At 44.7% G+C, this 14,012-nt stretch carries 6 protein-coding genes, 1 tRNA gene and 1 riboswitch; of the genes, 3 read left to right on the plus strand and 4 right to left on the minus strand.

Annotated features, from left to right (window positions below):
• Nucleotides 1-45: 45 nt before the first annotated feature.
• A tRNA-Asp gene (locus FKN16_RS20165) sits at nt 46-122 on the plus strand.
• Between the two features lie 768 nt (nt 123-890).
• Here FKN16_RS20165 and FKN16_RS20170 read toward each other — a convergent pair.
• A complete protein-coding gene (locus FKN16_RS20170; protein WP_170903439.1) occupies nt 891-2,222 on the minus strand; it encodes a sodium:proton antiporter in 1,332 nt (443 codons plus the stop codon).
• Nucleotides 2,223-2,413: 191 nt separating this feature from the next.
• On the opposite strand from FKN16_RS20170, the gene metH reads away from it, so the two are divergent.
• The gene (gene metH, locus FKN16_RS20175; protein WP_170903440.1) at nt 2,414-6,094 is read left to right on the plus strand and encodes a methionine synthase; all 3,681 of its coding nucleotides are present in this window, start codon (nt 2,414-2,416) and stop codon (nt 6,092-6,094) included.
• An 86-nt stretch (nt 6,095-6,180) separates the two neighbouring features.
• Here the strand turns inward: metH and lysC are convergent, their stop codons facing one another.
• Nucleotides 6,181-7,533, minus strand: a complete 1,353-nt coding sequence (gene lysC, locus FKN16_RS20180) for a lysine-sensitive aspartokinase 3 (protein ID WP_170903441.1) — start codon at nt 7,531-7,533, stop codon at nt 6,181-6,183.
• Nucleotides 7,534-7,634: 101 nt separating this feature from the next.
• Nucleotides 7,635-7,813, minus strand: a riboswitch (Lysine riboswitch).
• A gap of 220 nt (nt 7,814-8,033) precedes the next feature.
• Here lysC and FKN16_RS20185 point away from each other — a divergent pair.
• The gene (locus tag FKN16_RS20185) at nt 8,034-9,155 is read left to right on the plus strand and encodes an alanine--glyoxylate aminotransferase family protein (RefSeq protein WP_005397422.1); all 1,122 of its coding nucleotides are present in this window, start codon (nt 8,034-8,036) and stop codon (nt 9,153-9,155) included.
• 59 nt (nt 9,156-9,214) lie between these two features.
• Here the strand turns inward: FKN16_RS20185 and FKN16_RS20190 are convergent, their stop codons facing one another.
• Both FKN16_RS20190 and uvrA read right to left on the minus strand, forming a co-directional pair.
• Entirely contained in the window at nt 9,215-10,996 is a 1,782-nt protein-coding gene (locus tag FKN16_RS20190) for a PglL family O-oligosaccharyltransferase (protein WP_170903442.1), read from the minus strand.
• A 67-nt stretch (nt 10,997-11,063) separates the two neighbouring features.
• Nucleotides 11,064-13,886, minus strand: coding sequence for an excinuclease ABC subunit UvrA (gene uvrA, locus FKN16_RS20195; protein WP_170903443.1), 2,823 nt, complete (start codon nt 13,884-13,886; stop codon nt 11,064-11,066).
• Nucleotides 13,887-14,012 lie beyond the last annotated feature (126 nt).

A 14,012-nucleotide genomic window follows, 5' to 3' on the forward strand; every position in this document is an offset into this window, starting at 1 on the left:
CTTTAAATTACGGACATTCGTTTTAATAACGGGTGATACCACTGCGGAGTGGTAGTTCAGTTGGTTAGAATACCGGCCTGTCACGCCGGGGGTCGCGGGTTCGAGTCCCGTCCACTCCGCCACTTATATTAAGCCCCAGTCGAAAGACTGGGTTTTTTTTCGTTTTGGTTACCCGACTTACCTTACCCCCATTTCCATATTGAAACCTTGCATCGAGAGGCATGCTCCTCTCTCGCGATACTTTCTAAGCCCTGCCATGACGAGCTGACACGTAATTCTGTGACTTAGTCTTAGCTTTATTCCGATACCTAACTCTAGTTTTGAGCCTTTGCGCTTACCAAAGCTCCTTTTACTCGATATTAGAAAATCTAGTTATGTGACAGAGTTTAATTGTTTGAGGTGTCACTTGTTCCAATTTTGAAAATAGGACGACTTTGAATACAAGTTTAGTTTCACTGAGATCAAGAGTGAGGAGTCTAAACTTCCGTTAAGGCTTTGATCTACCTGAATACTAGCTCAGTTTTATCTCGGTGAGGTTGCTAACCCGTTTGGGTTCTGAACGCAATCACCCTAAATGTCTCTTTCTCATAAAAATATAAACTCGCTCATTGCTAAGTATTGTGAAAGTTTAGCTTTGATGTTTGCGAGGAGCCTATATTGCCAAGGGAAGAGAAGTGATACAGATGAAAATGCTTAAACTAAAAGACTCGTCTATGAATATTATCTATCGGTAATAGTTAGTATCTATGACACCGTAGCGTGACGATTATTCGGATATTTAACTGTATATCAAAGAGTAACAAGCGTTTTGTTCTTGAAGGGGAGTCCGAAGATTAGATATAAAAAAAGCAGCTAGATAGCTGCTTTTTCATCTATTAAGTTACGTGTCTTTAAGAGTCCACTGGATCCGTATGCTCTGGAGTGGTTATTGCTTGGTTGTTCTCTTCCATTTTCTTCTCTTCATCTTTTGCTTTTTCAATCATTGGGGTGATTGTTGAGCCTTGAATGAGGATAGAGAAAACAACGACGGAGTAGGTCATTACAAGAATAATCTCTTTTACATCGATTAACTTATCTTGAATCACCCAAATACCTGATGGAATGGAAAGTGCCATTGCCAATGCAAGGCCCCCGCGTAAGCCGCCCCACGTCAAAATACGTACTGACCACGGGTTATATTTTCTGTAACGCTTAAAGCCAATGTACGAGAGAAATACGCTTAGATAGCGAGCTGCTAGTACAAGAGGGACTGATATAGCCATCATGATCCAGTCTTCTTTGTGGAATTCAAATAGCAGCATCGATATACCGATCAGTAGGAATAACACGCCATTCAAGAACTCATCGACGAGCTCCCAAAAGTGGTCAAGGTGGTCTTCACTCTCTTTCGAAAAGCCAATAAAACGTGTCCAGTTGCCAATCATAATACCAGATACAACCATCGCTAATGGTCCTGATACATGGATGTATTCAGCAAATGCGTAACCTGCCGTTGGGACACCAATGGTAAGTAATAACTCCATTGAGTGATCATCGGTGGCACTGATTAAGTAGTGGAATAGTAAACCGAGTACGAAACCATAAGTGATACCACCGATAGCTTCTTGGATGAAGAGTAAGGTGACACTACCTACAGTTGGTGCCTCAGTACCAAATGCAATCGTAAATAGAGTGACAAAGATAACCAAACCGAAGCCGTCATTGAAGAGCGACTCTCCTTCAATCTGGGTGGAGATACGTTTGGGAGCATCGAGCTTTTTAACTATAGCCAATACAGCGATTGGGTCAGTTGGCGATATTAGAGCACCAAATAGTAAGCAGTAGACCAAATCAAATTGGATGCCAATTAACTGACAGAATCCGTAGAGCGCAAACCCGATAAAGAAAGTGGAAAATAGGGTGGCTCCGAGAGCCAAAACGGTAATTTCCCATTTTTGATCTTTAAGGTTCGGGAGTTTGATGCCTAATCCACCCGCAAATAGTAAGAAGCCAAGAATGCCCTTGAGCAAGAAATCTTCAAAGTTGATCCTTGTGACCGTTTCTGTCGCAATTTCGGTGAGGTGGAACCAGTTGTTTTGGCCCGCAATTAAGATTAGAAGTGAAAGCACCATTGAACCTGCGGTAATCGCAATGGTGGTTTGCATCTTTCCTATCTTGCTGTTTACAAAAGCAATTAGCATCGCAGCTGCGGATAGAAAACATAAAGTATGATAGACCGACATAGAGCTCTCTATTTGTAACATTTTATGAATGGGATTCTCGACTGATGCTGCTTAAATAGCAAACATTTTTTCGCGATTATTTTGTAAGTTAAGAAGGAGATAAAATAATCATTAATTCCACGTTTAGACGTCTAGACTCCTGAAGCTTGTGTGATAGGATGGAAAGATAACTAAAGGAATGAGGCTGTACTGTGGGAAGTAACGTAAGACAACAGATTGAAGCTCAATTGAAGCAACGTATTCTTTTGATTGATGGTGGTATGGGAACCATGATTCAGGGATACAAACTTGAAGAGCAAGACTATCGAGGAACGCGCTTTGCGGATTGGCATTGTGATCTAAAAGGTAACAACGACCTGTTGGTTCTAAGTCAGCCTCAACTTATCAAGGAAATTCACGCTGCATATTTAGAAGCGGGTGCAGATATTCTCGAAACCAACACGTTTAACGCAACAACCATTGCGATGGCTGACTACGAGATGGAAAGTCTAAGTGAAGAAATTAACTTTGCTGCTGCCAAGCTTGCACGTGAAGTTGCAGACGAATGGACCGCAAAAACACCCGATAAACCGCGTTATGTCGCAGGGGTTTTAGGGCCGACGAACCGCACTTGTTCTATCTCTCCTGATGTAAACGACCCTGGATATCGAAATGTCTCTTTCGACGAGTTAGTTGAGGCTTACTCTGAATCGACTCGAGCGCTTATTAAAGGTGGTTCTGACCTTATTCTTATCGAGACTATCTTCGATACTCTTAACGCTAAGGCTTGTTCATTTGCTGTTGAAAGTGTGTTTGAAGAGATGGGTATTGAGTTACCTGTGATGATCTCGGGGACTATTACCGATGCTTCCGGTCGGACATTATCCGGTCAAACCACAGAAGCGTTTTACAACTCATTACGTCATGTTAAACCGATTTCGTTTGGTTTGAACTGTGCGCTGGGCCCAGATGAGCTTCGTCCTTATGTTGAAGAGCTTTCGCGTATATCAGAATCTTTTGTTTCCGCTCACCCAAATGCCGGGCTTCCGAATGCATTCGGCGAATACGATTTATCGCCAGAAGATATGGCTAAGCATGTTCAAGAGTGGGCTCAAAGTGGCTTTTTAAACTTGATTGGTGGGTGCTGTGGTACAACTCCTGAGCACATTCGCCAAATGGCACTTGCGGTTGAAAATATCGCCCCTCGTCAATTACCTGACCTTCCCGTCGCTTGTCGCTTATCTGGCCTAGAGCCACTCGCTATTGATAAAGACTCTTTATTTATCAATGTCGGTGAGCGTACTAATGTAACCGGTTCTGCGCGTTTTAAGCGCTTGATTAAAGAAGAGCTGTACGATGAAGCGCTCGATGTGGCTCGTCAACAAGTTGAAAATGGCGCTCAAATTATCGATATCAACATGGATGAAGGCATGTTGGATGCACAAGCTTGTATGGTTCGATTTTTAAACCTTTGTGCGTCAGAACCTGAAATCTCAAAAGTACCAATCATGGTCGACTCTTCCAAGTGGGAGGTTATTGAAGCCGGTCTTAAGTGCATCCAAGGCAAAGGCATTGTTAACTCGATCTCTCTCAAAGAAGGCAAAGAGAAATTCGTTGAACAAGCTAAGTTGATTCGCCGTTATGGTGCGGCTGTGATTGTGATGGCATTTGATGAGATAGGGCAAGCAGATACACGTGAGCGCAAAGTGGAAATTTGTACCAACGCTTACCGAATTCTCGTTGATGAAGTGGGCTTTCCACCAGAAGACATCATATTTGACCCAAACATTTTTGCCATTGCTACGGGTATCGAGGAGCATAATAACTACGCGGTGGATTTCATTGAAGCCGTTGGCGATATCAAACGTGATTTACCACACGCTATGATCTCGGGTGGTGTTTCTAACGTTTCCTTCTCATTCCGTGGCAATAACTATGTACGTGAAGCGATTCATGCCGTATTCCTCTACCACTGCTTTAAGAATGGCATGGATATGGGGATTGTGAATGCGGGTCAGTTAGAAATCTACGATAACGTGCCTGAAACGCTGCGTGAGGCTGTGGAAGATGTCGTTCTTAACCGTCGCGATGATGCCACTGAGAGGTTGTTAGATATCGCGGCGGAATACGCAGGCAAAGGGGTAGGTAAAGAGGAGGATGCCTCTGCACTTGAGTGGAGAACTTGGCCTGTTGAAAAGCGTTTAGAACACGCGTTAGTGAAAGGAATAACCGAGTTTATCGTTGATGATACCGAAGAGGCACGTGTCAATGCTTCAAAGCCATTAGAGGTGATTGAAGGCCCACTCATGGATGGGATGAACGTCGTCGGAGACTTGTTTGGTGAAGGTAAAATGTTCCTTCCTCAGGTCGTAAAATCTGCCCGAGTGATGAAGCAAGCGGTAGCGCATCTCGAGCCCTACATCAATGCAGAAAAGCAGGTGGGACAAACAAACGGTAAGATCTTGTTAGCGACGGTAAAAGGTGATGTACACGATATCGGGAAAAATATCGTAGGCGTTGTATTGCAGTGCAATAACTATGAAATTATCGATCTTGGTGTCATGGTTCCTTGCGAAAAGATCTTAAAAGTAGCGCAAGAAGAGAACGTCGATATTATTGGTTTGTCAGGGTTGATCACGCCTTCATTAGACGAAATGGTGCATGTTGCAAAAGAGATGGAGCGTCTCGACTTTAACTTACCTCTTCTCATCGGTGGCGCAACAACGTCAAAAGCCCATACAGCAGTTAAGATTGAGCAAAATTACAAGCATCCAGTTGTTTACGTGAATAACGCCTCACGTGCGGTGGGCGTATGTACTTCTCTATTGTCAGATGAACGTCGCCCTGAATTTGTTGAAAAACTTGAAGCTGATTACGAACGAGTACGTGATCAACATAATCGAAAGAAACCGAGAACCAAACCAGTGACATTAGAAGCGGCTCGAGCGAATAAAGTTGCGATCGATTGGGAAGCTTACACTCCTTCAGTGCCTGTTAAGCCTGGTATTCATATCTTCGATGATTTTGATGTGGCTATATTACGTCAATACATCGATTGGACACCATTCTTTATGACTTGGTCACTTGTGGGTAAGTATCCAACAATTTTCCAACATGAAGAAGTTGGTGAAGAAGCAAAACGTTTATTCGAAGATGCCAACGAGTTACTTGATCGAGTTGAGCGAGAAGGCCTGTTAAAAGCGCGTGGAATGTGTGGCTTATTCCCTGCTGCGAGCGTGGGGGACGACATTGAAGTTTATGCTGATGAAACTCGTACCGACGTTGTGAAAGTACTGCGTAACTTGCGTCAACAGACCGAGAAACCAAAAGGATTCAACTATTGTTTATCTGACTACATCGCACCTAAAGAGTCGGGTAAACATGATTGGATAGGGGCATTTGCTGTCACTGGTGGTATTGGTGAACGAGAGCTTGCTGATGAATACAAAGCACAGGGAGATGATTACAACGCAATTATGATTCAAGCGGTGGCGGATCGCCTAGCCGAAGCGTTTGCTGAGTATTTGCATGAGCGTGTCCGTAAAGAAATTTGGGGTTATGCTGCGGATGAAGATTTATCTAACGATGATCTCATTCGTGAAAAATACCAAGGTATTCGCCCTGCACCAGGTTATCCAGCGTGCCCTGAGCATACTGAAAAAGGACCGCTTTGGGAGCTACTTAATGTGGAAGAGAATATTGGCATGACTCTAACCTCCAGCTATGCAATGTATCCGGGCGCGTCAGTATCTGGTTGGTATTTCTCTCATCCTGACTCACGTTACTTTGCGATCGCACAGATCCAAGAAGATCAGCTAGAGAGTTACGCCGATCGTAAGGGGTGGGATAGGATCGAGGCTGAAAAATGGTTAGGGCCAAACATTAACGGTTAAATTGATGTTTACCTCGTCCAAATGTAACAACTAATGAAACAACAAAGGGCTGCAGATACGCAGCCCTTTGTTTTATTGAGTTGAACTTACTTCTCAAACAACTCAGTGTGGAGTTTTTGTATGGCTTGTTTCGATACCGATTCATGGAGCAAGAAGCATAAGTTGTGAGGGCTAGCGCCATAACAAATCATGCGTAGGTTAAAATCTTCTAGCGTGCCAAAAACCTGTTTCGCGTAGCCTTTACTCTCACTCATGTTGTTACCAATTAGAGCAACGAGGCATAGGTCATGTTCAACTTCTACCTTACATAACTCTTCTAACTCTTCTCGTGCAGCTTGCGGCAGCTGTGGTGCTCCGCCAGAGGTATCAGTTTGATCAAGTGTTAACGATACACTGATTTCAGATGTCGTGATCAAATCGACAGAGATCTTATGCTTTGCAAGGATCTCAAAGACCTTTGCTAAGAAGCCGTATGCGTGGAACATGTTGGCGCTGCGTAGCGTTACCATGGTTTGGTTACAACGCAAAGCTAGCGCACGGAACAACGGTGAGCTTTCGACTTGGTGGCGAATCCAAGTTCCCCCTTTTTCTGGCTCTTTCGATGACCCTACAAATACCGGAATGTCGTGGCGCAATGCGGGTACTAGCGTAGAAGGGTGAAGGATTTTAGCGCCAAAGTTAGCCATTTCTGAAGCTTCACTAAAGCTGATCTCGGGAATTGGTGAGGCTTTTGGCGCAATTCGCGGGTCTGTTGTGTAGATGCCCGGAACATCAGTCCAGATTTCTAACCCTGCCGCTTTGACGCTCTCAGCAATTAAGGCGGCGCTGTAATCGCTGCCTCCTCGACCTAGTGTTGTTGTATTACCGGCTTCGTCAGATCCTATGAAGCCTTGAGTAACAACAACGGATTGTTGGCAAAGTGGTACGAGTTTATCTTGCGCAAGCGTCGAAATTGCTTCAATGTTTGGCTCCGCGCGACCAAAGTTGTCATCAGTACGCAGCACATCGCGTATATCAAAGCGCACTGCTTGAATGCCTCGCTCACACATTAACTGAGCTAGAATGTGCGTCGACATGAGCTCACCACATGCGACTAAATGATCGGTTAACTTCGCACTAGCTTGGATAGATGCAGCCTCGGCAAGGCTGGTTACGGTATCTAATATGGCATACACCTCGGCAGCAGTTTTTGTGCTGTCTTCGAGCTGAGTTAAAATGGCGTCATGAATATTGGCCAGATTTTGCAGCAGCTCAGTACGGTGCGTTTGATCCTGTACACCATTGGCGAGTTCCACCAATAGGTTGGTGACGCCAGAACAAGCGCTGCTCACGACCAAGCGAGTATTTGGATTGTTTTCGATAATGGTGGCACAACGACTCATTGCCTCAAAGTTGGCAACACTGGTTCCACCGAATTTAGCTACGTTAAATGCGCTCAATGCGTTCTCCCACGACTTCCTAAAAAATTGTACATCCAATGTTTAGTGAGAAAAGGAACAGAGCAAAAAGAGAGGTATTTAGAATGCTATTTGAAAAATTTACCCTCAGAAGCCCTTCATCAGACTGCGCTGATGACAGTTGATGGGATTCAGCCCAATTCAACCGACAAGTCAAATCCTGCAACTTTGACTTACCTCGGCACTACTCCCCCTCAATGATTGGTGTTGGAATTGCGGTTCCACAAATCATCTACCTGGGTAGCGCTCCTCTTCTACATAAAGCTCAAACATTGAACGGTTTTGAGGCCTTAATGTCAATCAATATTTCAACCTTTATGGTGTTTTTTATTAACGATTTTGTGACACTGGTTTGACCTCCATACTTACGGCTAATTGCTGATAGAGGAAAAATCTATTAGGGTGAAGAACCCTACACCTGAGCCATGTTATTGAATAGAACTTTTAGAATGCTCAGGATAAAAGATAATCAAGGAGCTGACATGTCGATCCAAAGCTTTATTCCACCTCACCGTATTTTAATGGGACCTGGTCCTTCTGATATTTATCCTCAAGTGTTACAAGCACTAAGCCGTCCTACGGTAGGTCACCTTGATCCTCTGTTTATCGGTATGATGGATGAGCTCAAGCAGCTATTGAAGTATGCCTTTCAAACTGACAATGAATTCACTATTGCAGTTTCAGCGCCAGGTAGTGCAGGGATGGAAACCTGCTTTGTAAACTTAATCGAGGAAGGCGATAAAGTGATCGTCTGCCGTAACGGTGTATTTGGTGAACGCATGCGCGAAAATGTCGTCCGTGCTGGTGGTGAAGTTGTTATCGTCGATGATGAATGGGGGACGCCTGTTTCCATTGATAAAGTCGAGCAAGCACTCGAACAGCACCCAGATACAAAAATTCTTGCTTTTGTGCATGCCGAAACCTCAACTGGTGCAGTCAGTGATGCTCAAGCATTGGGTAAGCTGGCGAAACAGCATAATGCATTATCTATTGTTGATGCGGTGACATCGCTTGGTGGTGTGCCGTTAAAAGTGGATGAATGGCAACTGGATGCGGTTTACTCTGGTAGTCAAAAATGTTTGTCATGTGTACCTGGGCTCTCACCAGTGACGTTTTCTCCTGCCGCGATTGAAAAGATTCAAGCAAGAACAACACCAGTACAGAGTTGGTTCCTCGATCAGAGTTTAGTTTTGGGGTATTGGAGTGGAGAAGGCAAGCGTAGTTACCATCATACGGCGCCAGTTAATAGCTTGTATGCGCTTCATGAAGCTTTATTGATACTGAAAAATGAAGGATTAGAAAACGCTTGGGCTCGTCACCAACTGATGCATGAAAAACTCAAAAATGGCTTACAAAAGTTAGGCTTTGAATTTGTTGTGGACGAAGCCCATCGGTTGCCACAATTAAATGCGATTTACGTGCCTGAAGGAATTGATGAAGCAAAAGTTCGTGCTCACTTGCTAGAAACCTATAACCTAGAAATTGGTGCAGGCCTTGGGGCATTAGCTGGTAAAGCGTGGCGTATTGGCTTAATGGGTTACGGTGCTCGATCTGAAAACGTTGCGCTGTGCTTAAAAGCGTTAGAAGAGTCACTCACTGAATAAAATCATACAGCAATGAGATAAAGAAAAGCGAAGGTCATCCCTTCGCTTTTTTGTATTTATTACTCAGCTCCTGAAGTGGGGGCTAGTGAGGCAGAGATTGCTTGAGAAGGTGGTTGGTAATTGACGTCACTGAAATCAATCTTCGGGAACAAAAACTGCGCTTCAGCTCTGATTTGCTCCGCTTTACTTGAGTCATCTAAGCCTTGGTAGGCCAAAATCAAATTATTATAAAATGCAGGGCGAGGCTTATCTTTGATGATTTTTAGCGACCAATCGATATAAGGCTGAATCAAGGTTGCGTCTTGTTGGTACAGCCCAATGTTTAAAAACGTGCTATAGACATCCCAATCAAACCTGTCTTTCCAAACTACAGGGTTACTGACTTGATTCAGAATATCAGGGTTAGTTGGCCTAGTGGTCTCAAACTTCGTCAATACATAGTTCGTATGCAATGCGCTTACCATGTAAAACGTAAACGCAACGGGAAGTACCAAACTAAAGACTCGCAGCAAGCTTTTGGTCACATGACTAAAGCCGACTTGTCGATAACGAGAGACGCGCTGATCGACCCAGTACAGCAGGATAACGAAGATCAACCAATGCACGAGAGAGTGGTAGAAAGGGTATTCCAGTTGTGAGTGCAATACGATAGGTATAAACAAGGCCAGCAACGCAAGACGAGTTCCGCGTTTGGCTTGATAGATTCGATACAGTACCAGTGCCATCGCTAAGAAGATGCCGAGTATTGGCAGCAAACCACCTTCTACTCCCCAGTAAAGCAGCTCGTTATGCGGATGATCCATGGCTGGCAAACCAGCTGGGTAATTCTCATTTAGGGCATGTTGACGAGCCGTATACAGCATGTACTCAGATTCAAACTTGCCATATCCATAGCCAGTAAAAGGCTTTTCAATCACCATGTCTAATGTTTGCGGAAAAGTATACGCTCGAGGAGACTCCATGTTTACTTTTTCTGCGGCTAACCCACTTCCATCAGGAAAGGCAAGATACATGACAACCACTGAGAGTGCGAGCCCAGTGACAAGCGACGTAACCCAGCGGATAAAGCGCCCTTTGGTCGCAAAGCGATACATGTATGGGATGACCAACAACACGGCGATGATCGAGGCTAACCAACCTGTGCGTGAAGCCAACGCCACAATCAATGGTAAGGTTAAAACTGGCACAGCATAGAGAAGATAAACATCGCTTAACTTACGGTCGTATTTGTAAGGCTGACGTGCAAGTAAATAGCTGGCAATCACCAGTCCTGTTGCAAGAAAGCTGGCCATTACATTGGGCTGTTGGAAAATACCATAAGGACGATTGGCCATCGTGTTGTAGCCAAACGCATTGCCTGGTTTGAGATACAGATATTGTGTCAGACCCAAAATGGCTTCGATAACAACCGCAAGGACAATGAACCATAACAGGCGTTGGCGATGTTTATTATTGAAATGAAATTGTTGTAAGACAATAAAAAACAGGACGCCACACCACAGACCAATGAGCTTGTTGGCTGCCAAACTGCTATTCGCATTTGGGTACAGAATGGGCACCGTCATGATAAGAGCACTAATGAACAAGCCGATGGTTAATTTTGAGTAACGTAGCGCTCGATTATTCGCGAGTTGGTAGCACCCAATGCCTAATGCAAAGCTAAAAGCAATCCAAGTTGTCGCATTGAAGGAAAGTGAAAGCCCTGAACCGCCGGGGTTGGGCATGAAAAAGTGCATTGCCAACACAAATAGTGTTGCCAAGGCAATGAGAAACTTGCGATTGAGGGGAACCTGTACTTTTTCGGGAGAAAGCTTTGTTCCACTTACATGTATAGTAGCCATAGTTATTGCGTTGTTTTGAATGAAAAAAGACCAGCACTTGCTGGTCTCGGTACTTTACCTGTTTTTTCTACTTCAACATAGGCTTAAGGAAGTGAGCTGTGTGCGAACCCTCGATTTGCGACACATCTTCCGGTGTGCCTTGAGCGATTATCTCGCCTCCACCCTGTCCCCCTTCAGGTCCTAGATCGATAATCCAGTCCGCAGTCTTAATGACATCTAGGTTATGCTCGATCACCACGACAGTATTTCCGTGGTCGCGAAGTCTGTGCAATACAGTGAGCAACTGCTGGATATCATGGAAGTGCAGGCCGGTTGTTGGTTCATCCAAAATGTACAAGGTTTTTCCTGTATCGCGCTTGGATAGCTCTCGCGCCAGTTTAACACGCTGTGCTTCACCACCGGAGAGTGTTGTTGCCGCTTGACCTAGGCGAATGTAAGACAAGCCAACATCCATTAGAGTCTGTAGCTTACGTGCTATAGCAGGTACGGGTTCAAAGAACGTTCGGGCGTCTTCGACCGTCATTTCTAGCACTTCATCAATGGTTTTGCCTTTGTAACGTACTTCAAGTGTTTCACGGTTGTAGCGCTTACCTTTACATACATCACATGGCACATAAACGTCTGGTAGGAAATGCATTTCAACTTTAATGACACCATCACCCTGACAGGCCTCACAACGACCACCGCGTACGTTAAAGCTAAAACGTCCTGGCTTGTAACCGCGAGAACGCGACTCTTGTGTGCCTGCAAACAGTTCACGGATTGGGGTAAAGATTCCCGTATAGGTCGCTGGGTTAGAGCGAGGTGTACGACCAATTGGGCTTTGATCGATATCGATAACTTTATCGAAGTGCTCTAAACCTTTAATCGACTTATAAGGTGAAGGCTGAGCCGTTGTCGCCCCGTTAAGTTGGGTATGAGCAATTTTAAAGAAAGTATCATTAATCAGCGTTGATTTACCTGAACCAGATACCCCTGTAATACAGCTGAATAACCCAACAGGAATTGAAAGATTAACGTTCTTAAGGTTATTACCTGTTGCGCCTAAGAGCTCAACCGTTTTTTTCGGATCACGCGGCGTGCGATCTTTCGGCACTGCGATTTCTTTAGCGCCACTTAAGTACTGACCTGTCAGAGAATTCGGATTTGCGATTATCTCTTCCATGGTGCCTTCCGCGACAACATGACCACCGTGTACGCCAGCGCCAGGACCGATATCTATGACATGATCCGCACAGCGAATAGCATCTTCATCGTGTTCTACCACGAGCACGGTATTCCCCAAATCGCGCAAATGAGTGAGCGTTTTTAATAAGCGTTCATTATCACGCTGGTGGAGACCAATCGACGGTTCGTCCAGAACATACATCACACCAACAAGACCCGCCCCAATTTGGCTTGCTAAACGAATACGTTGTGCTTCACCACCAGAGAGCGTTTCGGCGCTGCGAGACAAGTTTAGATAGTTCAAACCAACGTTAACCAAGAACTGCAGGCGATCGTTGATTTCCTTCATCACTTTTTCAGCGATTTGGGCTCGTTGACCCTCCAGTTTCAAGGAATGGAAGAATTCCAATGCATCAGCAATGCTAAGTTCAACAATCTTAGGCAGTGTCGTATCAGCAATAAACACGTTACGTGCTTCAAGGCGCAGACGAGTACCACCACAGCTTGAACAAGATTTAGTGGAGATGTATTTCGCAAGCTCTTCACGGACAGAGTTGGATTCTGTATCACGATAACGACGTTCGAGGGTATTCAGAATACCTTCGAATGGATGGCGTTTAACACGAATATCGCCACGATCGTTGATGTATTTAAACTCAATCTCAGTGCGGCCAGAGCCCTTTAGAATGACATCTTGCGTTTTCTTTGGCAGAGAATTAAAAGGGGCATGGAGATCGAAACCATAATGATCGGCCAATGAGGTGAGCATTTGGAAGTAGTAGTAGTTCTTTTGATCCCAACCGCGAATCGCACCTTGTGCCAAGCTTAATGAATCATCTTGAATTACTCGGCTTGGATCGAAGTATTGCTGCACACCCAAACCATCACAAGTGCCACATGCACCAGCAGGGTTGTTGAATGAGAAAAGTCGCGGCTCTAACTCTTGCATGCTGTAACCACATTGTGGACAAGCGAAGTTGGCGGAGAAAATAATCTCTTCACCGTCTCCATCCATTGGCGCGACAACCGCAATTCCGCCTGATAACTCGAGCGTGGTCTCGAAAGATTCCGCTAAGCGCTGTTGCAGATCGGGACGAACTTTAAAGCGGTCGACCACGACTTCAATGGTGTGCTTTTTATGTAGCTCTAGCGTTGGAGGATCAGATAGATCGCATGTCTCTCCATCAATACGCGCACGAATAAAGCCCTGAGCTGCCAGGTTCTCAAGCGTTTTAACATGCTCACCTTTACGCTCTTTGACAATAGGGGCCAACAGCATCATTTTGCTGCCTTCTGGCATCTCTAGAACTTTGTCCACCATTTGACTGATGGTTTGTGCGGCAAGAGGGGCATGGTGCGTTGGACAGCGTGGTTCGCCTACACGAGCATACAACAGACGTAAGTAGTCGTAGACTTCGGTAATTGTACCTACGGTTGAACGCGGATTATGAGAAGTAGACTTCTGTTCAATAGAAATCGCGGGTGATAACCCTTCAATATGGTCGACATCGGGTTTTTCCATCAGAGACAAAAACTGACGAGCGTAGGCAGAGAGAGACTCTACGTAGCGTCGTTGGCCTTCTGCATACAATGTATCGAAAGCGAGAGAGGATTTACCGGAGCCACTTAGTCCAGTAATGACAATCAGTTTATCGCGAGGGATTGTAAGATTAATGTCTTTGAGGTTATGGGTTCGGGCACCGCGAACTTCTATTTTATCCATCGTTTTTGCTCTATGTATAACCAAGTGGGGCAAGTATTACATAGTGTGAGAAATGTGCAAAGAAATTACTGGATAAAAAAACAGTAAAAATAAAAGCCCAACATAATGCTGGGCTTTAGAAACAAT

The organism is Vibrio sp. 11-4(1), from assembly GCF_013048625.1.
Classification (GTDB): domain Bacteria; phylum Pseudomonadota; class Gammaproteobacteria; order Enterobacterales; family Vibrionaceae; genus Vibrio; species Vibrio diabolicus.

Coding starts and splice junctions, on each gene's coding strand:
- FKN16_RS20170 (WP_170903439.1), bottom strand. CDS start 2,222: ATGTCGGTCTATCATACTTTATGTTTTCTATCCGCAGCTGCGATGCTA.
- FKN16_RS20185 (WP_005397422.1), top strand. CDS start 8,034: ATGTCGATCCAAAGCTTTATTCCACCTCACCGTATTTTAATGGGACCT.
- FKN16_RS20190 (WP_170903442.1), bottom strand. CDS start 10,996: ATGGCTACTATACATGTAAGTGGAACAAAGCTTTCTCCCGAAAAAGTA.
- uvrA (WP_170903443.1), bottom strand. CDS start 13,886: ATGGATAAAATAGAAGTTCGCGGTGCCCGAACCCATAACCTCAAAGAC.